The 22,075-nt window shown below is 67.0% G+C and carries 21 protein-coding genes and 1 tRNA gene; 18 read left to right on the top strand and 4 right to left on the bottom strand.

Annotated features, from left to right (window positions below):
• Positions 1-56: 56 nt before the first annotated feature.
• Together Q8P46_15425 and Q8P46_15420 are read right to left on the bottom strand one after the other, a co-directional pair.
• Entirely contained in the window at positions 57-3,176 is a 3,120-nt protein-coding gene (locus tag Q8P46_15425) for an efflux RND transporter permease subunit (GenBank protein ID MDP2621535.1), read from the bottom strand.
• Positions 3,173-4,282 carry an efflux RND transporter periplasmic adaptor subunit gene (locus Q8P46_15420; protein ID MDP2621534.1) on the bottom strand — a complete coding sequence of 370 codons (1,110 nt, stop codon included), beginning with the start codon at positions 4,280-4,282 and terminating at the stop codon, positions 3,173-3,175. Before Q8P46_15420 ends, Q8P46_15425 begins: the two co-directional genes overlap by 4 nt.
• A gap of 515 nt (positions 4,283-4,797) precedes the next feature.
• Here Q8P46_15420 and Q8P46_15415 point away from each other — a divergent pair.
• The 14 genes from Q8P46_15415 to paaX all read left to right on the top strand — a co-directional run bounded on the left by Q8P46_15415 (position 4,798) and on the right by paaX (position 18,938).
• A complete protein-coding gene (locus Q8P46_15415) occupies positions 4,798-5,730 on the top strand; it encodes a diguanylate cyclase (GenBank protein MDP2621533.1) in 933 nt (310 codons plus the stop codon).
• A gap of 282 nt (positions 5,731-6,012) precedes the next feature.
• Positions 6,013-7,113 (top strand): ABC transporter substrate-binding protein, encoded by a 1,101-nt coding sequence (locus tag Q8P46_15410; protein ID MDP2621532.1) that lies wholly within the window; start codon positions 6,013-6,015, stop codon positions 7,111-7,113.
• A gap of 151 nt (positions 7,114-7,264) precedes the next feature.
• A complete protein-coding gene (locus tag Q8P46_15405) occupies positions 7,265-8,137 on the top strand; it encodes a branched-chain amino acid ABC transporter permease (protein ID MDP2621531.1) in 873 nt (290 codons plus the stop codon).
• Positions 8,138-8,180: 43 nt separating this feature from the next.
• The gene (locus Q8P46_15400; GenBank protein MDP2621530.1) at positions 8,181-9,155 is read left to right on the top strand and encodes a branched-chain amino acid ABC transporter permease; all 975 of its coding nucleotides are present in this window, start codon (positions 8,181-8,183) and stop codon (positions 9,153-9,155) included.
• On the top strand, positions 9,152-9,940 hold the full coding sequence (locus Q8P46_15395) for an ABC transporter ATP-binding protein (protein MDP2621529.1): 789 nt from the start codon (positions 9,152-9,154) through the stop codon (positions 9,938-9,940). Before Q8P46_15400 ends, Q8P46_15395 begins: the two co-directional genes overlap by 4 nt.
• Complete coding sequence (locus Q8P46_15390; GenBank protein ID MDP2621528.1) at positions 9,927-10,628, top strand: ABC transporter ATP-binding protein; 702 nt, start codon at positions 9,927-9,929, stop codon at positions 10,626-10,628. The genes Q8P46_15395 and Q8P46_15390 overlap by 14 nt, the downstream gene beginning before the upstream one ends.
• Before the next feature lie 103 nt (positions 10,629-10,731).
• Positions 10,732-11,142 (top strand): LysR family transcriptional regulator, encoded by a 411-nt coding sequence (locus tag Q8P46_15385; GenBank protein ID MDP2621527.1) that lies wholly within the window; start codon positions 10,732-10,734, stop codon positions 11,140-11,142.
• Positions 11,143-11,244: 102 nt separating this feature from the next.
• Positions 11,245-13,065: an indolepyruvate ferredoxin oxidoreductase subunit alpha gene (gene iorA, locus Q8P46_15380; GenBank protein ID MDP2621526.1), complete on the top strand. Its 1,821-nt coding sequence runs from the start codon at positions 11,245-11,247 to the stop codon at positions 13,063-13,065.
• Between the two features lie 53 nt (positions 13,066-13,118).
• Positions 13,119-14,015, top strand: a complete 897-nt coding sequence (locus tag Q8P46_15375) for a 2-oxoacid:acceptor oxidoreductase family protein (GenBank protein MDP2621525.1) — start codon at positions 13,119-13,121, stop codon at positions 14,013-14,015.
• Entirely contained in the window at positions 14,012-15,178 is a 1,167-nt protein-coding gene (locus Q8P46_15370; GenBank protein ID MDP2621524.1) for a 2-oxoacid:acceptor oxidoreductase subunit alpha, read from the top strand. Before Q8P46_15375 ends, Q8P46_15370 begins: the two co-directional genes overlap by 4 nt.
• Complete coding sequence (locus tag Q8P46_15365; GenBank protein ID MDP2621523.1) at positions 15,178-16,017, top strand: thiamine pyrophosphate-dependent enzyme; 840 nt, start codon at positions 15,178-15,180, stop codon at positions 16,015-16,017. The genes Q8P46_15370 and Q8P46_15365 overlap by 1 nt, the downstream gene beginning before the upstream one ends.
• A complete protein-coding gene (locus Q8P46_15360; GenBank protein ID MDP2621522.1) occupies positions 16,017-16,574 on the top strand; it encodes a 2-oxoacid:acceptor oxidoreductase family protein in 558 nt (185 codons plus the stop codon). The genes Q8P46_15365 and Q8P46_15360 overlap by 1 nt, the downstream gene beginning before the upstream one ends.
• A gap of 66 nt (positions 16,575-16,640) precedes the next feature.
• Positions 16,641-17,978, top strand: a complete 1,338-nt coding sequence (locus Q8P46_15355) for a phenylacetate--CoA ligase (GenBank protein ID MDP2621521.1) — start codon at positions 16,641-16,643, stop codon at positions 17,976-17,978.
• Positions 17,979-18,008: 30 nt separating this feature from the next.
• Positions 18,009-18,938, top strand: coding sequence for a phenylacetic acid degradation operon negative regulatory protein PaaX (gene paaX / locus Q8P46_15350; protein MDP2621520.1), 930 nt, complete (start codon positions 18,009-18,011; stop codon positions 18,936-18,938).
• Positions 18,939-18,961: 23 nt separating this feature from the next.
• Here the strand turns inward: paaX and Q8P46_15345 are convergent.
• A tRNA-Gly gene (locus Q8P46_15345) sits at positions 18,962-19,036 on the bottom strand.
• Positions 19,037-19,194: 158 nt separating this feature from the next.
• Between Q8P46_15345 and Q8P46_15340 the strand changes: the two genes are divergently transcribed.
• The 4 genes from Q8P46_15340 to Q8P46_15325 all read left to right on the top strand — a co-directional run bounded on the left by Q8P46_15340 (position 19,195) and on the right by Q8P46_15325 (position 21,647).
• Positions 19,195-19,707 carry a prolyl-tRNA synthetase associated domain-containing protein gene (locus Q8P46_15340; protein ID MDP2621519.1) on the top strand — a complete coding sequence of 171 codons (513 nt, stop codon included), beginning with the start codon at positions 19,195-19,197 and terminating at the stop codon, positions 19,705-19,707.
• Positions 19,708-19,814: 107 nt separating this feature from the next.
• Entirely contained in the window at positions 19,815-20,738 is a 924-nt protein-coding gene (gene trxA / locus Q8P46_15335; GenBank protein ID MDP2621518.1) for a thioredoxin, read from the top strand.
• A 12-nt stretch (positions 20,739-20,750) separates the two neighbouring features.
• Positions 20,751-21,413: an LON peptidase substrate-binding domain-containing protein gene (locus Q8P46_15330; protein ID MDP2621517.1), complete on the top strand. Its 663-nt coding sequence runs from the start codon at positions 20,751-20,753 to the stop codon at positions 21,411-21,413.
• A gap of 18 nt (positions 21,414-21,431) precedes the next feature.
• Positions 21,432-21,647: a Trm112 family protein gene (locus Q8P46_15325; protein ID MDP2621516.1), complete on the top strand. Its 216-nt coding sequence runs from the start codon at positions 21,432-21,434 to the stop codon at positions 21,645-21,647.
• A gap of 181 nt (positions 21,648-21,828) precedes the next feature.
• Here Q8P46_15325 and Q8P46_15320 read toward each other — a convergent pair.
• The coding region (locus tag Q8P46_15320) for a hypothetical protein (GenBank protein MDP2621515.1) at positions 21,829-22,075 on the bottom strand (247 nt) is incomplete at its 5' end.

The raw sequence follows: 22,075 nt of genomic DNA, 5'->3' as shown, positions 1-22,075 counted from the left end.
CTCCCCGCCGGGGAGAGGTGTTTGCGGTGGCTCGATCTCCGTTTTTCAGCAGCCTGCTAACGCTTGGTGGCCCCCGCGCCGACGCCCTGCTCGACATGGGCGCCGAGTTCCGCCTCGAGCAGCTTCTCGACGGCGCCGCGCGGGCGCGTATAGCCGGCGAAAACGTCGTAAAGCACCGGCGTCAGGAACAGCGTCAGGATCGACGCGAAGCCGAGCCCGCCGACGATCACCGTGCCGATCGCCGAGCGGCTCTCCGCGCCGGCGCCGAAGGCGAGCACCAGCGGCATCGCGCCGAGAACCGTGGAGACCACGGTCATGACGATCGGCCGCAGCCGCAGCACCGACGCCTCGATCACCGCGTCGCGGACCGAATAGCCCTCGTCGCGGAGCTGGTTGGCGAATTCGACGATCAGGATGCCGTTCTTGGCCATCAGGCCGATCAGCAGGATGATGCCGATCTGGCTGTAGAGATTGACCGACAGGCCGGCGAACCACAACGAGTAGATCGCCGCGGCGATGGCCAGCGGCACGGAGAGCATGATGATCGCCGGGTGCACGAAGCTTTCGAACTGGGCGGCGAGCACGAGATAGACGATGAGCAGCGCCAGGGCGAAGGTGACGGCGACGCCGGCCGACGTCTCCTGGAACTGCTGCGTCTGGCCGGTGAAGCCGAGCGTTGCCTCCACCGGCAAGATTTCGCTTGCGGCCTGCTCCATGAAGTCGACGGCCGCGCCCAGGGAGTAGCCCTCGTTGAGCGCCGCGCTGATGGTGATCGCCGGCAGGCGGGCGTAGCGGCGCAGCGACGGCGCCGCCGCGTCCTCCGATATGCTCGCCAGCGCGCTCAGCGGCACCAGCGTCTTGCCGTCGCCCGAGCGCACGAAGACGTTGGATATGTCGTCGGGCCGCTGCCGATCGCTCGGCTGGGCCTGGACGATGACCGGATATTCGCGCCCGCGGTCGATATAGGTGGTGATGGCACGCGAGGCGAACATGGTCTGCAGGGTGGTGGCGATGGTCTCGACGCTGATCCCCAGATCGTCGGCCCGCGCGCGGTCGAGCCTGAGGCTGAGCTGCGGCTGATTCTGCTCGAAGTCGATCTCCGGATCGCGCAATCCCCGATTTTCCTCCGCACGCGCCAGCAGCGCCTGCGCCCATTCCTTTACGCTGTCGAAGTCGGGGCCGCCGACGACCACCCGCAGCGGCGAATTGCCGCCCCTGAGGCCCAGTCCGGCCGGCGTGCCCACGGATGCGCGCGCGCCGGTGATCGCCGACATTTTCGGGGCGAGCTCGGTGACCAACGCCGCCGCGTCGCGGTCGCGCTCCTCCCATGGCGCCAGGCGCAGCACGACGAACGCCCGATACGGCCGGCCGCCGGAGCCGACGATCGAATAGACCGTCTTGACCTCGCCGGATTCGCGCAACGGGGCGACCAGCTCCTCCACCTCGCGCGTCTGCGTGTCGGTGAAAGCGGCGGTGCTGCCCTGCGGCGCCGTCAGGCTTACGAAGACGATGGCGCGATCCTCTTTCGGCGTCAGTTCGCGCGGCAGAATGCGGAACACCTGGTAGCTCGCGCCGGCGAAGACCAGAGCCAGCAGGATCACCACCAAGGGCATTCCGAGCGCCGCCGTAAGCGCCCCCCGATACAGACGGCCGACCCGCGCCATGACGCCGCGTGATGCGCCGCCCGCGCCCGACTTGCCCCCATTGGCCAGCACCTTGGAGGCGAGCGCCGGACACAGGCTCAGCGCGACGAAGGTCGAGATGATGACGGCGCTCGCCATGACGAAGCCGAACTCGGTGAACAGCCGCCCGGCCTGGCCCTGCAGGAACGAGATCGGCACGAAGACGGCGACCAGGGTCAGCGACGTGGCGATCACCGCGAAGGTCACCTGGCGGGCGCCGCGCACGCTCGCCACCAGCCGGCTCTCGCCGAGGCCGATGCGGCGCTGGATGTTCTCCAGCATGACGATGGCGTCGTCGACGACGAGCCCGATGCCGAGGAGAAGGGCCAAGAGCGTCAGCACGTTGATGGAGAAGCCGAGGGCGTAGATCAATATGAAGCAGCCGATCAGCGACACCGGAATGGTCACGAACGGGATCAGCGTGGCGCGGAACGACAAGAGAAAGATGAGGATGACCAGCACCACCAGCGTCAACGACAAGCTAAGAGCGATCAGCACCTCGCGGATCGAGGCGGCGATGAAGGTCGCGTCATCGGAGCCGACCCGAATGTCCATGCCGGCCGGCAGGGTCGGTCGGATCCCGTCCAGCGCCGCGCGCACCGCGTTCGAGATCGCCACCGTATTGGCCTGCGACTGGCGCATGACGCCGAGGCCGACCGCTTCGACGCCGTCGACACGCACCAAGGTCTGGTCGTTCTCCACGCCGCGCTCAATGCGGGCGATGTCGCGCAGCCGCACCGGATAGCCGCCGATATGGTCGATGACGATGTCGCGGAACTGCGCGATGTTGACGATACGGCTGTCGAGCCGCAGCGTGAACTGGCGCCGTTCGGATTCGACCTCGCCGGCCGGCAGCTCGACATTGTTGCGCGTGAGCGCCGCGCCGACGTCGGTGACGGCGAGGTTGCGCGCCGCCATCGCCCGGCGATCGAGCCAGATGCGCACCGCGTAGCGCCGGTCGCCGAAAATGTCGACGTCGGCGACGCCGTCGAGGGTCGTGATCCGGTCGATCACATAGCGCTGCACATAGTCGGTGATCTCCGCGGCGCTCATCCGGTCGCTGGTGACGGCGAGACGCATCACCGGGTCCGCGTCGCTGTCGCTCTTGACGATCCGCGGCTCGCTGGCGTCGTCGGGCAATTGCCCGCGCACCCGCCCGACCGCGTCGCGCACGTCGTTCGCCGCCTCGTCGATGTTGCGGCCGGTCTCGAACTCGAGCACCGTGCGGCTGCGCCCGCCGCGGCTCTCGGACCTGATCGACTTGATGCCGCTGATCCCCGAGACCGAACCCTCGATGACCTCGGTGATGTCGGTGTCGATGGTCTCCGGGCTGGCGCCGACATAGTTGGTGGTCACGGAGACGACCGCCGAATCGATGTCCGGCAGTTCGCGCACCGGAAGCCGGAGCAGAGCGGCAAGGCCGAAGACGATGATCAGCAGGCTGACGACGGCGGCGAGCACCGGCCGCCGGATGCTCAGATCAGACAAGGTCACTGCGGTTCTCCCCGTCTCGCCCGCCCGCTGCCGGCCTTGCCGGGCCGGCGGATCTGCATGCCGTCGCGCAGGCTCTGCACGCCCCGCACCACGACCTCTTCGTCGACGCCGACGCCGGTGAGGATCTCGACGGTGCCGACCTCGCGCTGGCCGATGGCAACGTCGCGTCTCACCGCCTTGCCGTCGACGGCGAGGAAGACGAACGTGCCCGAGCCCTCGACGACGATCGCCTCTTCGGGGATCATCACCGCCTCTCGCCTCTCGAGGATGACGGCGAGATGCATGAACATGCCTGCGGGAAGCGACAGGTCAGGGTTGGGGATCGTGGCGCGCACCTTGAAGGCGCGCGAGGTCGCATCGACGCGGCTGTCGATGCGCAGGACGCGGCCATTAAATATCCGTCCGGGGAACGCGACCGCGTTGGCGACCACGGTCTGGCCCGGCGCGGTCTGCCCGTAGAGCGTTTCCGGCAGCGCGAATTCGACTTCGACCTCGGAGCGGTCGTCGAGGGTAGTCAGAACGGTGGTGTCATCGACCCGGGCGCCGAGATCGACGTGGTTCAGTCCGACAATACCGGAAAACGGCGCGCGCACGGTGCGGTCGGCCAGCCACCGGCGGGCGCGGTCGACGTCGGCCTGGGCGGCGGCCTCCGCGGCGACGGCCTGACTGAGCGTCGCCTCCGAAACCGTATTGTTGCCTCTGAGGATCTGCGCCCGCGCGACCGTGGAAGCGGCCTCTTTTAATTTTGCTTCCGCCTGCACAAGATCGGCCTGCTGAATATCGTCGTCGAGCTTGACCAGAACGTCGCCCGCCTCGACCTTCTGGCTTGGCTCGAAAGCGATCTGGACCACGCGGCCGCTGGTCAGGGGCACGATCTCAACCGCCTGGCGGGCGCGCGTTGTGCCGACCGCCTCGACTGTGCGTTCGAGAGACCGCAATTCCGCCTTGGCGAGCTCCACCGGCACGCTGCGCCCGCCGGGGGAGCCGCGCCCGTCTTCGATCACCGCCGCGTTGCTGCCGTCGAAAAAATACTGATAGGCGACAAAAGCCCCGCCCGCCGCGCCCGCAAGCAGGATGCACGCGAAGATTTGTTTGGTTAGCGACACCGGGCCTTGTCTCCTATGATCGCCGGCTAGGACGGAAAGCCCAACCAGTCAACCAGCAGAGGTGCATTCGACAAAAAATTACCGACCGGAATCGCAGCCCCGGCACGGCGACTCCGACCCCGGGCATCTCGCTTCCTTGCGTCGGCCCCTTTTTTTACACCAATTCTCGTTAGAAGGGGAAAACAGTTTTTCGTGACCAATTGGGCAGCATCGCGCCAGCTCCAGCAATTATTCGAGTCCGCCCGCTGTCCCGCAAGCTGTGTTAGTCACAATGCCTGAAATTCGAACTCAATCTTGCTATTGAGTGGCCGGTCGAAAGCTTTTGTCGCGTAATTCCTGTGGCTAAAGAAGAAGTTAAACTCCGTTCTGAACCGAGGATTTCGACTGACTGGGGCAGGGAAACTTTGGTGCACCAGTTAATACAATCTTAGTTGGCCCGCGCCTATGTTGGACTTTTGGATCTGCGGCCTTTCTCGGGTCCGCGACCCTTTCCTCTCAGGTCGGCATGAAACGCGATGCGCATCGTATTGGTTGACCCGAGCCGGACCGCACTGAAATATGTCTCGCAGCTTCTCGAAGCGCGCGATCATGAGGTGCGCGCGTTCACCGACGGGCAGGAGGCGCTGGCCTGCACGAAGTCCGATTCCGCCGTTGGCGCCTTGATCACCAGCTCGGAATTGGGCTCGATGTCAGGGGTCGAACTGTGCTGGGAGGCGCGGCTGCTCGCCAACCCGCAGCGTCCGATCTACGTCATCTTGATGTCATCATCCCAGGATCGGCAACTGCTCATCGAGGCGCTCGACTGCGGGGCCGATGATTTCATCGGCAAGCCGCCGGTGGCCGAGGAACTCTATGCGCGGTTGCGCGCGGCAGAGCGCCTGACCGCCATGCAGCGGGAGCTGGTACAACTGGCAACGTCCGATTCCCTGACCGGGACGCTCAACCGCCGCACCTTTTTCGAACAAGGAAATGAAGCCTTGGAGCGCGCCGCAGCCGGCGGCAATCTGTTTGCCGTCATGTTCGACATCGACCGTTTCAAGAGCATCAACGACATTTACGGGCATGACGTCGGCGATCGGGCGATTCGCGCCGTGTCGCAGGCGGCCGAGAGCGAGGGCGCCCCTCTCGGCCGGCTCGGCGGCGATGAATTCGCGTTTCTGATCGAAGGCGGGACGATCTTGGAGGCGGAAGCCATCGCTGAACGGCTACGCGCCAAGGTGGCTGGGCTGCGCTTCCAGACGCCCAAGGGGACGATGAGCCTGAGCTGCAGCATTGGGCTCAGCCAGTGGGAGCCTGGCGACAGCATAGACTGGCTGTTGAAGCGGGCCGATATCGCCCTTTACGCGGCCAAGCATGGCGGCCGTAACCGCGTCGTCACGGCCGATCCAGGTTTTTCGGCAACAGACGATAGCGCGCTGCACAACCTCGCCAGCATTCGCCAGCGATGATACGGCAAGTTTCCTTGCCGGTTCATGGCCGCCTCCGAAACCCCTCCTCTTTGCCAGTGTGACGTGCGATGCCCTCGGCCCGATCTCACATCGGCTTGAGGGTCGGATCGGCTGGAGTTTGCCATCTCCTTGCGCGTTGACATATGTCAATTACGGCATGTCCGGCCTATGCAACTGAATAGCCGACAAACCCGGGGACTTTGAGGGGGTCCATTTCGAAGGGAGGGTAAGGCCATGCGGTCTTGGAAATTGACGGCGGCTGGCGTTTGCGCCGGCCTCGCGATGCTGTTCGCCGGCGGCCAGGCCGCCGCGCAGGTCAAAATCGGTTCGGTGCTCGCGGTCACCGGCCCGGCGTCGTTTCTCGGCGATCCGGAAAAGAAGACGCTGGAAATCTATGTCGACCAGATCAACGCGGCCGGCGGCGTCAACGGCGAGAAGCTCGAGCTCGTCGTCTATGACGACGCCGCCGACGCCAACGCCGCGCGCACCTTTGCCACGCGGCTCGTCGAGCAGGACAAGGTCGTCGCCATCATCGGCGGCAGCACCACCGGCTCGACGCTGGCCATGATCCCGGTGTTCGAGGAGGCGGAAATCCCGTTCATCTCGCTCGCCGGCGCCATCCAGATCATCCAGCCGGTGCGCAAATGGGTGTTCAAGACCCCGCATACCGACACCATGGCCTGCCAGAAGATCTTCACCGACCTGAAGGCGCGCAACCTGACCTCGGTCGCCCTGATCTCGGGGACCGACGGCTTCGGTGCCTCGATGAGCGATCAGTGCAAGAAGGTGGCGCCGGAGGGCGGCATCACCATCGTGCACGAGGAGACCTACGGGCCGCGCGACAGCGACATGACCCCACAGCTCACCAACATCAAGGGCCGCGCCGGCGTGCAGGCGGTGGTCAATCCCGGTTTCGGCCAGGGGCCGGCCATCGTCACCCGCAACTACCGCCAGCTCGACATCTCGCTGCCGCTCTACCAGAGCCACGGCGTCGCCTCCAAGCAGTTCATCGAGCTCGCCGGCGACGCGGCCAACGGCGTCAGGCTGCCGGCGGCGGCGCTGCTCATCGCCGACATACTGCCCGACAGCGACGCCCAGAAGCCGGTGGTGGTCAACTACAAGAACACCTACGAGAAGGAGACCGGACAGGACGTCTCGACCTTCGGCGGCCATGCCTATGACGGGCTGATGATTTTCGTCGAGGCAGCCAAGCGCGCCGGCAGTTTCGACCCGGCCAAGGTCCGCGACGAGATCGAGAAGACCCAGGGCTTCATCGGCACCGCCGGCGTGGTGAACATGTCGCCGACGGACCATCTGGGGCTCGATCTTTCCGCGTTCCGCATGCTCGAAATCAAGGGCGGGGACTGGGCGCTGGCGGAGTGACGGGCGCCGCCCGGCCGATCGAACGGGCCGCCGAGGCGCGGCCCGCTCAAATAGGTGATATGCTGGACTGCGCCGGGTGGGTCGGGGCTATCGGCCCGCCCGGCCGCCGTCCGCAACCGCGCTCATTCCTCGCAGCGGGACGAAACCGACCATGGCGGAAAATCTTCAATTCGCCTTTTCCGGCCTGACCGTGGGCACCGTCTATGCCCTGGTCGCGCTGGGCTTCACCCTGATCTACAACTCCTCCGACGTCATCAACTTCGCCCAGGGCGAGTTTGTCATGCTGGGCGGCATGACGACGGTGTTCCTGGGGCTGGCGGGCGTGCCGCTGCCGCTGGCCGCGCTCGCCGCGATCGTCGTCACGGTGGCGGTCGGGTTTGCGCTGCATAGGCTCGCCATCGAGCCGGCGCGCACCACCAACCCCATCGTCCTCATCATGATCACCATCGGCGCCTCGATTTTTCTGCGCGGCGTCGCGCAAGTGGTGTTCGACAAGCGCTTCCACTCGCTGCCGCCCGCCTTCGGCAGCGACCCCATCCGCATCGGCGGGGCCGCCATCCTGCCGCAGAGCTTGGCGGTGCTTGCCAGCGCCGTCGTCATGGTCGTGCTGCTTTGGCTGTTCATCGACCGCACGCTGTTCGGCAAGGCCCTGATCGCCACCTCGGCGAACCGGCTGGCGGCGCGGCTTGCCGGCATCGACACGCGCAAGATCGTCGGCTTTTCCTTCGCCCTGTCGGCGGCGATCGGGGCGGTGGCCGGGATCCTGATCACGCCGATCACGCTGACCAGTTTCGATGTCGGGACGCTGCTGGCGCTGAAAGGCTTTGCCGCGGCCATGCTCGGCGGCATCGGCAGCGCCGCCGGCGCGGTGGTGGGCGGCATCGTGCTCGGGCTGCTGGAGGCGTTTTCCGCCGGTTACATCTCCTCCCAATACAAGGACGCCGTGGCCTTTCTGGTCATCCTCGCGGTGCTGTTCGCCATGCCGCAGGGGCTGTTCGGCAGGGCAAGGGTCGAGCGGGTCTAGACTTGCGGATGTCCGGCCACCCCGCCAGCCTCGCGGTCACGCCATGAGCGCCGCGCTCGCGACCCGCGAGCGTCTCGCCTCGCTGTGGCGGCACCCGCTGGTATCGACCGTCGCGCTGACGGCGATCGTCGTGGCGACGCCGCTGTTCCTGACCTCCGCCTACCATTACCGCATCGCGGTGCTGGTGCTGATCTTCGCGCTGGCCTGCGTCGGGCTCAATCTGCTGATGGGCTACGCCGGGCAGATCAGCCTCGGCCACGCCGGCTTCATGGGCGTCGGCGCCTACGCGGTCGCCATCGGGCCGACCCATCTGGGGCTGCCGTCATGGCTGTCGCTGATCGCCGGCGCGGTGCTGTCGGGGCTCATCGCCTTCATTGTCGGGCGGCCGATCCTGCGCTTGAAGCGACATTATCTCGCGGTCGCCACCCTCGGCTTCGGACTGCTGATCGCCATCGTTCTGACCAACGAATCCGAATTCACCGGCGGCCCGGACGGGATGTCGGTGCCGCGCATGGTCCTGTTCGGCTGGACGCTGCGCGGAACCGTCGTCTGGTACTGGGTGACCGGCATCAGCTTCCTCATCGGCGCCAGGCTCGCCCTCAACCTGGTCGAAAGCCCGACCGGACGCGCGCTCAGGGCGATCCACGACGGCGAGGTGGCCGCCCGGGTGCTCGGCGTCGACGTGGCGCGAAAGAAGCTCGCAGCCTTCGTCGTCGCCGCGGTCTATGCCTCGGTGGCGGGGTCCTATTTCGCGCTGTTCAACGGCCATATCACGCCGGACGTCGCCGGCTTCCTGCGCTCCATCGAGCTCGTTGCCATGGTCGTTCTGGGCGGCATGGGTTCGATCGTCGGCTCGCTGGTCGGCGCCACGGTCCTCGTCGTGCTGCCGCAGACGCTGACCTTCCTGCACGAATACGAGCACATGGTGCTGGGGCTCATCATCATCGGCATCATGATCTTCCTGCGCGAAGGCATCGTGCCGACCCTTGCGGCGGCCGTCGGCGGGAGGCGGTTATGATCTTGCTCTCCACCGATCAGATTTCGATCTCGTTTGGCGCCGTGCACGCCGTCGATATGCTGAGCCTCGAGGTCGAGGAGGGCCTGGTGTTTTCGATCATCGGGCCGAACGGCGCCGGCAAGACCACGTTGTTCAACATCATCTCCGGCCTCTACCAGCCGGACGAGGGACGCATTCTGTTCGCCGGCGAGGACGTGACCGGGCTGGCACCGGAGCACCTTGCCCGCCGCGGGCTGTCGCGGACGTTTCAGAACCTGCAGATCTTCTTCCGCATGACGGCGCTGGAGAACGTCATGGTCGGGCGCCATCGCCACGAGGCGTCGGGCTTGCTCGCCGACCTTCTGCATTTGCCGGCGGTCTTGCGGCAGAACCGCCGCACGCGCGACGAGGCGCGGGCCGCGCTGCAGCGGGTCGGGCTTGCGGCGATGGCCGATCACCCCGCGGGCGGCATGTCCTATGGCGGCCTCAAGCGTCTGGAGATCGCCCGCGCGCTCGCCAGCGAGCCCAAGGTGCTGCTGCTCGACGAGCCGGCCGCAGGCTGCAACGCGGTCGAGACGGAGGAGATCAAGGCGATCATCCGCTCGATCGCCGATGACGGCATTACCGTGGTTCTGGTGGAGCACGACATGCGGCTCGTCATGAACGTGTCCGACCGCATTCATGTGCTGGCCGACGGCCACACGCTGGCCGAGGGCAGTGCGGCGGAAGTGCGCGCCAACCCGGCGGTGATCGAGGCCTATCTGGGCACCCAGGGCGCGCGGGAGGCGGCCGGTGCTGTCGGTTGAGGACCTGAAAAGCGGCTATGGGCGGATCGAGGCGCTGCACGGCGTGTCGATCGAGGTCAAGGAAGGCGAGATCGTCTGCCTGATCGGCGCCAACGGCGCCGGCAAGACGACGCTGTTGCGCGCCATCTCCGGCGTCCAGCCGGTCTCCGCCGGCCGCATCGTCTTCAAGGGCGAGGCCATCGAGCGGATCGCCGCCCACAAGCGCGTGGCGCTGGGCATCGCGCAGGTGCCGGAGGGCCGGCAATTGTTCCTGCCGATCTCGGTCGAGGACAATCTGAAGCTCGGCGCCTGGACCCGCCGAGGCGTCAAGTTCGAAGCGGAGATCGCGCCGATCTACGAGCTGTTCCCGATGCTCTTCCAGCTTCGCCGCGTCGCCGCAGGGGTGCTGTCGGGGGGCCAGCAGCAGATGCTGGCCATCGGCCGCGCGCTGATGGCGCATCCGCAGCTCCTGCTCCTCGACGAGCCGTCCATGGGGCTCGCGCCGATGCTGGTCGAGCAGATTCTCGGCACCGTGCGGGGCCTGAAGCAAAGCGGCCTCACCGTGCTTCTGGTCGAGCAGAACGCGGGCGCTGCGCTCGCCATCGCCGATCGCGGCTATGTCGTGGAGACCGGCCGCATCGTGGCCAGCGGCAGCGCCGTGGAGCTTCTCGCCGACAGCCGGGTGCAGGCCGCCTATCTCGGGGTGTAGCAGCGTGCGGGGCGGGTTTGACGAGGATCAAGGCGGCAAGGGCGCTCCGACCGCAAACCGTTTCTTTCCTGCACGGCCCAATCATGCTCTAGGAGAAACCGACATGAAGGAAAGCCTCCGTCCGGGCGCCTCGCGCGTCAACCGCATCAATGTCGACCGCGACCGCACCATCGGCTTCATGGGCGAGGAGGGCCGGGTCTACGCGACTCCCTCCCTGGTGCGGGACATCGAGCATACCTGCCGCGACCTCATCATGGAGCACGCCGACGCCAACGAGGATTCGGTCGGCATCGAGGTTTCGGTGCGCCACCTCGCCGCGACGCCGCTCGGCATGGATGTCGAGATCACCGCGACGGTGGCCGCCGTCGACGGCCGCAAGGTCACCTTCGATATCTCCGCCAAGGACAATATCGAGCCGATCTGCAGCGGAACCCACAGCCGTTTCGTCGTCGACGTGGCCAAGACCCTGGAACGGCTGAAGGCGAAGACAGCCAAACACGCCGCCGGATCGTGACGCGGCGGGCATTTGACCTATCTCAAAGTCCGTTCGGGCACGATCTGAGCACAATTGCCGGGCTGCGCAGAATCGCGCACCCCGTTGGGGGAGAGGGAACGTATGCGTTCAACTGAGAAAGCCGCCGGCGCGCCGCCGCGCGCGGCCGCCGATGTTCGCCCGTTGACCGGCAACGAGGCGATCGCGCGGGGCGCCTGGGAGGCCGGCGTGAGCGTGGCCGCCGCCTATCCCGGCACGCCGAGCACGGAAATCCTCGAATCGCTGGCGACCTATCCGGCCGAAGACCTGCACGCGCAATGGTCGACCAACGAGAAGGTCGCGCTCGACGTGGCGATGGGCGCCTCCTTCGCCGGGAAGCGGGCGCTGGCCGCCATGAAGCATGTCGGCCTCAACGTGGCGGCCGACGCCTTCATGTCGCAGACCTATATCGGCGTGAATGGCGGGCTGGTGCTCGCCGTGTGCGACGATCCCGGCATCCACTCTTCGCAGAACGAGCAGGACACGCGGATCTACGGCGCGCTGGCGAGCGTGCCGGTGCTGGAGCCGAGCGATTCCCAGGAGGCGCTCGACCTCACGCGGCTCGCTTTCGAGATATCCGAAGAGTTCGATACGCCGGTCATCGTCCGTGGCACGACGCGGCTGTCGCATACCCGCAGCGCGGTCGCCGTCGGCGAGCGCCGCGAACCGAAGCCGCGCGGTTTCAACGAACAGCCTTCCAAGAACGTCATGATCCCAGCCTATGCCCGGCCGCGCCATCTTGCCGTGATCGAACGCGAGGCGCGGCTGAAGGACTATTTCAGCGAATCCCCCCTCAATCGCTGGGAGCCGGGCGACGCGAGCTTCGGCGTCGTCACGGCGGGCACCTGCTACGCCTATGTGCGCGAGGTGCTGCCCAACGCCAGCGTGTTGAAGCTCGGCGCCTCCTGGCCGCTGCCGGAGAAGCTGCTCAGCCGCTATTGCGAGTCGGTGGGCCGCATCTTCGTGGTCGAAGAGCTCGAGCCGGTGATCGAGAAGGAAATCCGGGCGCTCGGCTTCGAGGTCGAGGGCAAGCGGTTCTTCCCGCGCGCCGGCGAACTGTCCCCGGAACTCGTCCGCGCCGGCCTCGAGGAGGCTGGCATTCTGCAGCCGCGCCCGCTTGAGAAAGGTTGGGTGCCGGAACCGCTGGTGCGGCCGCCGGTGCTCTGCGCCGGCTGCCCGCACATTTCGGCCTTCATGGCCGTGCGCGCCTCGGGCGCCCGGGTTGCCGGCGACATCGGCTGCTATACGCTGGCCTGCCTCGATCCGCTGCGCGGCATCGACACCACCGTGTCGATGGGCTCTTCCATCGGCAACGCCGTCGGCATGGCCAAGGCCGGCGAGGCCAAGCCGGTCGTCGCCACCATCGGCGATTCGACCTTCCTGCACGCCGGCATTCCGGGCCTGATCGATGCCGTCTACAACCAGGCCGATATCGCGGTGCTGCTGCTCGACAACCACGTCACCGCGATGACCGGCGGCCAGGACCATCCCGGCACCGGCAAGACGCTGCGCGGCGAGGAAGCCCCCAGGGTCGACTATGAGGCGCTGGTGCGCGCGATCGGCGTCAAATGGGTGCGCACCGTCGATTCCTACGATCTCGCCGAGATGTATCAGGCGCTACGCGAGGCGATCGACCATCGCGGCGTTGCGGTTCTGATCGCCGACCGCCCCTGCGTGCTCGACCCGGTGAAGATCAAGGGGCCGGCGTTTACGGTCGTCGACGCGGAATGCAATGCCTGCCAGTCCTGCATGAATCTCGGCTGCCCGGCGCTGACCTGGAGCGAGACGACCTTCGAGGGCCGTCACAAGGTGCGGATCGACGAGGAACTGTGCATCGGCTGCACGCTGTGCGCCCAGGTGTGCACCATCGACTGCATCAAGCCGGCCGCTGCGGTGACGCAATGAGCGGCTCCCCGCCCTCCGCCAGCTACGCCGCGCCGGCGCCGGCGACGCCGCTCATGGCCGCCGACCCGTCGCGCGAGCTCTTCAACGTCCTCATCGTCGGCGTCGGCGGCCAGGGCGTCATCATGGTCTCCAAGGTGCTTGCGCTTTTGGCGCAGGCGCAGGGCTTCGAGGTCAAGCAGAACGAGGTGCACGGCATGGCCAAGCGCGGCGGCAGCGTGTTCAGCCACGTGCGCTTTGGCCGCAGGGTCGCCTCGCCGACCATCCCGAAGGGCGACGTCGACATTCTGGTGGCGCTGGAATGGGCCGAGGGGCTGCGCTGGCTGCCTTACCTCAAGCCCGATACCGGCATCTTCATCTGCGACACCAAGCGCATCGTGCCGCCCTTCGCCTGTCTCAACCGGCGCCCCGGCGCGCGCATGCGCTATTCGCGCGAGACGCCGGCCGACGTCATCGCCCATGTGTCCGAGGGCTACGCCATGGACGCCACCGAAATGGCAGAAGAGCTGGGCAATGCGCGCGCGGCGAACGTCGTGCTGCTCGGCGCCCTGTCGACCGCGCTCGACTTCCCGGCCGCCGACTGGGAGGAGACGGTCGCCAGGTTCGTGCCCGAGAAGACGGTCAGCGTCAATCTCGATGCCTTCCGGCGCGGACGCGCCTGGATCGAAGAGGCGCGGGACACGAAACCGGCGGCGGAAACGCCAGCGATGGACGCGCCTGCGCCCGCGGACGCGGGCTACCGCGTGCGTCTCGACATTACAGCCGCCTGGTGCAAGAGCTGCGATATCTGCGTCAAGCTGTGCCCGGAGCGCTGCCTGCGCCTCAACGCCGACCGGATCGCCGAGCTTGCCGAGCCGGAAAAGTGCACCGGCTGCCGGCTGTGCGAATGGCTGTGTCCGGATTTCGCCATCCGGGTGCATCTCGACCCGGCGGTGGAGGGCGCCGCGCCATGAACGTCGTCGGAGCCGCGCCCAAGGGCGCATCCCAGGTCAAGCTCCTGTCGGGCAACCACGCCTGCGCGCTCGGCGCAATCGCGGCGGGCTGCCGGTTCTTTGCCGGCTATCCGATCACACCGTCTTCCGAGATCGCCGAACGGCTGGCGCGCGAGCTGCCCAGGGTCGACGGCGTCTTCGTGCAGATGGAGGACGAGATCGCCTCGATGGCGGCGGTGATCGGCGCCTCGATGGGCGGCGTCAAGGCGATGACCGCGACCAGTGGCCCGGGATTTTCGCTCAAGCAGGAAAATCTCGGCTATGCGGCGGGCGCCGAGATCCCCTGCGTGATCGTCAACGTCATGCGCGGCGGCCCCTCGACCGGCATGCCGACGCGCCCCTCGCAGGCCGATCTGATGCAGGCCCGCTGGGGCAGCCACGGCGATTATCCGATCATCGCGCTGGCGCCCGCCTCGGTGCATGAGATCTACGAGGAGACGCTGCGCGCCTTCGACCTTGCCGAGCTGTGCCGCTCGCCGGTGGTGCTGCTCTACGACCAAGTGATCGCCCAGCTTTCCGAAACCGTCGCGCTCGACGCCGCGGACGCACGGGCGCCGGTGGAGCGCAAATGGGCGAGCGGTCCGCGCGAGGCCTACAAGCCCTATGCGGCGGGCGGCGACGCCATCCCGGCGATGGCGCGGCCGGGCGACGGCTATCGCTCCCACATGACCGGCCTGACCCATGGCGAGGACGGTTTCCCCACGCAGAACCCGGAAGCCGTCACGCGCAACCTCGGGCGGCTCTTCTCCAAGCTCGAACGCCACCGCGAGGCGATCGATTCATGGCAGGCGCTGCATTGCGAGAGCGCCGAAATCGTCATCGTCGCCATCGGGATTGCCGCCCGAGCGGCGAAACGCGCCATCGAGCTGTGCCGCGCCAAGGGCGCGAGCGTCGGCCTGTTCCGCCCGATCACGCTGTGGCCGTTCCCGGCGGACGCGCTTCGCAACGCCGCCGCCGACGCGCGGGCCGTGCTGGTTCCCGAATTGAACGCCGGCCAGCTTCGCCTCGAGGTCGAGCGGGTGCTCAAGGACAAGCCGGTTGCGGGGCTCAACCTCTTCAGCGGCGAGGCGATTATGCCGGCGGACATCGCCGCGCGCGCGGTTGAGCTTGCGAAGGAGGCGTGATGTTCATCGATACGGCAGCCGACTTCGACGTCACCGACTATCTCCGCAAGGAGATGATGCCGCACTTCCTGTGTCCGGGCTGCGGCCACGGCATGGCCTTGCGCGGGCTTCTGTGGGCGATCCACGACCTCAAGATCGACAAGGACAGGCTCGCCGTCGTCTCCGGCATCGGCTGCGCGGGACGGCTTTCCGCCTATATCGACGCCAACACCTTCCATGTCACTCACGGCCGCCCGCTCGCCTACGCGACCGGCCTCAAGCTGGCGCGGCCCGACCTCGAGGTGGCGGTGATCACCGGCGACGGCGATTGCCTCGCCATCGGCGGCAATCATCTGATCCACGCCTGCCGGCGCAATCTGAAGATCACCTGCCTGATGCTCAACAACGAGGTTTACGGCATGACCGGCGGCCAGGTGTCGCCGACGACCTCCGAGACGCGGCTGACCACGACGACGCCCAGCGGCAACGCGGAGCCGCACTTTGACGCCTGCGCGCTCGCCACGGCGGCGGGCGCAGGCTTCGTCGGCCGCGAGATGACGCGGCATGTGCCGAAGCTGAAGGAGCTGATCAAGGCGGGCTTCGAGCATGAAGGCTTCGCCTTCATCGAGATCCTGTCCGATTGCACGGAAATCTTCGGGCGCAAGAACGAGATGGGCTCCTCGCCGGAGATGATGATGCGGCAGAAGAGCGAACTGAGGCCCAGCGCCTACCGCGACACGGTGGACACGCCGTTCCGCGCCAACGACCTGCCGACCGGCATCCTGGTGCGGAACGACCGCCCCGAATATGGCGCGGCCTACCGGCGCGCCACGGCGGCGGCGAAGTGCGGGGCGCGGTGATGCGCCGGGCGCCAACCGAAATCCGCATCGGCGGCACCGGCGGCCAGGGCCTCATCCTGTGCGCCAAGATGCTCGCCGACGCCCTTGCCGCCGACGGCAAGCGGGTCGCCCAGTCGCAGACCTACGAGCCGACCTCGCGCGGCGGCTTCTGCAGCGCGGACCTCGTGGTCTCCGACGGCGAGGTCGATTTTCCGCTCGCCACCGCCATAGACCATCTGGTGCTGCTCGACTGGTTGGCGGTCGAGCCCTCCTGGCCGCTCGTCATGGACGGCGCGCTGGTCGTTGCCGACACCAGGCTCTGCCCGGAGCTGCCGGCGGGCGACTATCGCTGCCACCATCTGCCGCTCAGCCGCACTGCGCTGGAGCTGGGAAGCGAGCGGGTGACAAACATGGTGGCGCTCGGCGCCCTGATCGCATTGAGCCGCATCTGCGCCCGCAAACGGATCGAGCAGGCGGTGCGCGCGGCGACGCCGCGCGGCTTCCTCGATCTCAACCTGGATGCGGTTGCGGCGGGCTTCTCGATCGCCGCCAAGCCCGTCCCCGCGGCCGTGTCATAGCCGCAACGGCACTTGGCGCGCCCCGCTCCGCAGCTAGAATAGTCCCGACAGAGGGGAGGAAGGACCATGAGCGCTCACACGGCAGTCCAGGATCAGCAGGTTTTCATGTTCGAGCCGGAAGTGGAAACCATGCCGCGCGACCGGCTCGCCGCGCTCCAGCTCGATCGCCTCAAGAAAACGCTTGCCCACGCCTATGGCAAAGTGCCTGCCTATAAGCGGAAGTTCGATGCCGCAGGCATTGCGCCGGGCGATCTGAAGACGCTCGCCGACCTGGCGCGTTTCCCCTTCACGGTGAAGGACGATCTGCGCGACAACTATCCGTTCGGGTTTTTCGCGGTGCCGCGCGAACAGGTGCTGCGCCTGCACGCCTCCTCGGGAACCACCGGCAAGCCGACCGTGGTCGGCTATACCAGGAGCGATCTCGACATGTGGGCGGATCTGATGGCCCGCTCGCTCGCCAGCGTCGGGGCAAGACCCGGCGACATCGTCCACAACGCCTATGGCTACGGTCTGTTCACCGGCGGCCTCGGCGCCCATTACGGCGCCGAACGGCTCGGCTGCACCGTGGTTCCGGTCTCCGGCGGCGCCACCGAGCGCCAGATCACGCTGATGACGGATTTTGAAGCCGACATTCTGTGCGCCACGCCCTCCTACGCTCTCAACATAGCCGAGGTCGCCGCCGGGATGGGCGTCGATATCCGCGCGCTGCCGCTGCGCGCCGGCGCGTTCGGCGCCGAGCCGTGGAGCGAGGAGATGCGGCGCGATCTTGAGGCGTTGCTCGGCATCAAGGCCGTCGACATCTATGGGCTGTCCGAGATTCTGGGGCCCGGCGTCGCCTGCGAATGCCACGTGGCTCAAGACGGGCTGCACGGCTGGGAGGATCATTTCCTGTTCGAAATCGTCGATCCGGAGACGATGCAGCCGCTGCCGATGGGCGCCAGCGGCGAGTTGGTCATCACCACGCTGACCAAGGAAGCGCTGCCGATGATCCGCTACCGGACGCGCGACATCACGCAACTCACCGACGAACCCTGCGCCTGCGGGCGCACCCACACGCGCATCATGCGCGTGACCGGGCGCACCGACGACATGCTGATCATCCGCGGCGTCAACGTCTTTCCGAGCCAGATCGAGCGGCTGATCCTGAGGGACGAACGCTTCGCGCCGCACTATCAGCTCGAGCGTTACCGCGACCGCAACATGGACGCTTTGCGCGTCCATGTCGAAGTGGCTCCGTCCTTCGCCAGCGCCGACGCGGCGGCCAGGGACGCCGCCTCGAAGGCCCTGATCTCGTCGATCAAGGACAATATCGGCATGACGGTCGCCGTCACGATCCATGACGCAGGCGGCGTTGCGCGCTCTCAGGGCAAGGCGCAACGGGTCGTCGACAATCGGCAGAAATAGGCGGTGGCCGGCAATGCGGAACTCCTAGGCATGGACGCACCCGTCGCGGCGGAAAGCCTCATCGGCGCATTGAGACGGCAGGCGAAGCTGCGCGCCAACTCCGCCATCATCACGCTGTTCGGCGACGCCATCCTGCCGCGCGGCGGCAATATCTGGCTCGGCAGCCTGATCGCCCTTGCCGCCTCCTTAGGCGTTGCCGAGCGGCGCGTGCGCACCGGCGTCTACCGGCTGTCGCGACAAGGCTGGCTTACCTCGCGCGGCCGGGGCCGGCGCGCCTATTACACGCTGACCCCTTCGGCGCTTGAGAATTTCCACGAGGCGCTGCAGCGCATCCATTCCGTCGAGAAGGTCACCTGGGACGGCGAATGGCAGCTCGTCCAGCTCCCCGCCGACCTTGCCGCGGCAAGACGCTCGAACCTGAGGCGCGAACTCGGCTGGCTCGGCTTCGGCCAGATCGGCGCCGGCCTGTTCGCCCATCCAAGCGAAGACATGGCGGCCCTGTCTCGCGTCCTCGCCCGCCACGGCCTGAGCGCGCGGAGCCTCGTGTTCCGCGCCCGGCTTGCCGACTTCGTTTCCAGCGAGCATATCCGCAAGGTGGTCGCCACGGCCTGGAAGCTCGATGCCCTCAACCAGGACTATGGCCGGTTCCTGAAGAGCTTCACCCCGGTGGCCAACGCGCTGGAAGCCGGGCTTGAACTCAGCGATGAACACGCCTTCATCCTGCGCATCCTGCTGATGCACGAGTACCGCCGTCTATTGCTCAAGGATCCGGTGCTTCCCGAGCCGCTGATGCCGGCCGACTGGCTGGGCGGCGCGGCGCGTGAGCTGACCGTCGCCATCTATTGCCGGGTCGCCGCCGCCGCCGATCGCCACCTCGTCGCCCACCTGGAGACCTATTCGGGAAATATCCCACCGCTCGACGCCGCCTATTGGCAGCGCTTCGGCGGACTTGCGCCTTGATCGCCCGAATGCCCATGAAAATCTGGAGCGGGCGATGGGATTCGAACCCACGACCCCAACCTTGGCAAGGTTGTGCTCTACCCCTGAGCTACGCCCGCTTTTCAGAAAAGCGCGGCTCGCGCGCCGGCCCGACTTATCGCGCAACGCGCCCGGCATTGCAACCAAAACCGAGACTGCCGTGCGGCGTCTTCGGCCTTGTCCGCACGGCGGCGATCGGTTAGGCCATGCCGCAATTCCGATCCGGGACACGCAGCAAATGCCGGCCACCAAGGAAGATCTGTTCGCGCGGCTTGCCGACCTCGGCATAAAGACGGTGACCGCGGAGCATCCGCCGCTGTTCACCGTCGAGCAGTCGCAGGCGCTGCGCGGCCGCATTGCCGGCGCGCACACCAAGAACCTGCTTCTCAGGGACAAGAAGAAAGAGCGCATCATTCTCATCGTCGCGCAGGAGGAGGCGGCCATCGACCTGAAGCGGTTCCACACCATCATCGGCTGCGGCCGGCTGAGCTTTGCCAGCCCCGAGCTGCTGGTCGAGACGCTGGGCGTGCCGCCGGGGTCGGTGACGCCGTTCGCGCTGATCAACGATGCCGAGCACCGCGTCGAACTGATCATCGACGAGGCGCTGCTCAGCCACGACACTCTCAACTTCCACCCGCTCACCAACGAGGCGACGACGACGATCGCGCGCGACGATTTCCTGCGCTTTCTTAATGCCTGCGGCCACCCCCCGCGGGTCATGGCGCTGTCGCCGCCGGCAGGCGACGGTTGAGCCCGGTACGGCTTTGATTCTATGGTCGCATTCACCATCTTTATGGGGTTGAGTTGTCCGGCCGCTCTTGGCCGGCGCGATGAGGAACGAAACCAATGAGCGATCTGATGTTCCCGGGTGCCGGCGACGGCGGGGGGGCGGAGGGCCCGGCCGGCGAGGCCGAGGGCCTGATCAAGGAGACGTCGACCCGCAGTTTCGTGGCGGACGTGATCGAGGAATCGCGGCGCCAGCCGGTGCTGGTCGACTTCTGGGCGCCGTGGTGCGGCCCCTGCAAGCAATTGACGCCGGTGCTCGAAAAGGTGGTGCGCGAGGCCGGCGGCTCGGTCAAGCTCGTCAAGCTCAATGTCGACGACCACCCAGGCATCGCCGGACAGATGGGCATCCAGTCGATCCCCGCCGTATTCGCCTTCCACGATGGCCGGCCGGTCGACGGCTTCATGGGCGCGGTGCCGGAAAGCCAGGTCAAGGCGTTTATCGAGCGGCTCGGCGGCAAACCCGGCGGCGGCGAGCGGGAGGCCGCTCTTGCCGCGGCGCGAACGGCGTTCAATAGCGGCGACCTGACGGCGGCGGCGCGCGGATTTGCCGAAATTCTGCAGAGCGATTCGCAAAACGCCGACGCCATCGGCGGCCTTGCCCAATGCTATCTGCAGATGGGCGATCTCGACCATGCCCGCACCACCTTGGCGCTGGCCGGCCCGGAGCTCGCCGAAAAGCCGCCGGTCGCAAGCGCCCGCGCCGCCCTCAAGCTTGCCGAACAGGCCAGCGAGGCCGGCGACATCACCAGCCTGCGCGCCGCGGTCGAGGCCGATCCGAACAATCATCAGGCCCGCTTCGATTTCGCCATCGCGCTGAACGCCGCCGGCGACAAGGAGGGCGCGGTCGAGGCGCTGCTGGAAATCATCCGCCGCAAGCGCGACTGGAACGACGATGCGGCGCGCAAGCAATTGCTGCAGTTCTTCGATGCCTGGGGGCCGATGGACATGGCCACCCAGACCGGCCGGCGCAGGCTTTCCTCGCTGCTGTTCTCGTGACCGACGCAACCCATGCGCCTCGCCGACCGCTATAAGACGCCCAAGGATGTGCCGGAACAGATCCCGGTTTTTCCCCTGGTCCGGGTCCTGCTCCTGCCGCGCGCGCAACTGCCGCTCAACATCTTCGAGCCCCGCTATCTCGCCATGATCGATGCGGTGCTTGCCGGCGATCGCATCATCGGCATGGTGCAGCCGGCCAAGGGCGACGAAGAAATGGACGTGCCGGCGCTGGCGCCGATCGGCACCGCCGGGCGCATCACCTCCCTTTCCGAGACGCAGGACGGCCGTTATCTGATCACGCTAACCGGCATTTGCCGCTTCAGGATCGAGGCGGAGACGACCAGCGGCACGCCCTACCGCACATGCCGGATCGCCTGCGCGCCCTTCGTCCACGATCTGGAGCCGAACCGCGGCGAGGGCGGCGTCGACCGCGAGCGCCTGTTGGAGCTCCTGCGCGCCTATCTCGACTCCCGCGAGCTCGAGGTCGACTGGCAGGAGGTGCATGGCTCGTCCACCGAATCCCTGGTCAATGCTCTGTCGATCCTGAGCCCTTATGGACCCGACGAGAAACAGGCGCTGTTGGAGGCGCCCGATCTGCGCACCCGCGCCGAGATCCTGATCGCGCTCACCGAAATGGCGCTGGGCGGCGGCGAATCCGGCAACGTGCTGCAATAGACGAGGAGGACAGGCATCATGGCCAAGGCGTCTGCCAAATCCCGGCGGCAAGGCGGCCCAAGCAGCGTCGATCCGAAACTGCTCGAGCTTCTTGTCTGCCCGCTGACCAAGACGACGCTCATCTATGACGCAGAAGCCCAGGAGCTGATCAGCCGCGCCGCCAAGCTCGCTTATCCGATCCGCGACGGCATCCCGATCATGCTGCCGGAGGAGGCGCGCAAGCTCGACGACTGACAGCGGCGCTGGATTTCTTAAGTCCCTGTCGTGAACCCGCTTGCGCGGCTCCACTCCTGGCCCGGTTTTCTTAAGTCCCGGTCGCGCCCTGCGGGCGCTCCCCGCCTCTTGTTGTCATCCCGGCCGCAGCGAAGCGCAGAGCCGGGATACAGTAGCCCCTGTGTCAATGTAGGCTCCGAGGCTACTGGGTCACCCGGTCAAGCCGGGTGACGGCGAATGAGGGCTGTCCGCGGCCCCTGCCACACCACCACACCGTCAAAGAGCAAACGAAAGCCGCCCCTGAACCAAGGCCGAGCTTCGCCGTTGCCGCGATCTGGATCGATCCGGGGTTTGCTTTCTTTCCTCCGGCCCCGGACAGAGCGGGGCCTCGCGCGAGCGCCGCAGCGCCGCGATAGAGCGAGTACTCACGAGTACTCAATGGGGCGACG

This window comes from Hyphomicrobiales bacterium (genome assembly GCA_030688605.1).
In the GTDB taxonomy this organism is placed as follows: domain Bacteria; phylum Pseudomonadota; class Alphaproteobacteria; order Rhizobiales; family NORP267; genus JAUYJB01.
Note: the sequence above shows the minus strand (reverse complement) of the source record. Positions and strands in the feature narration are given on the sequence as shown.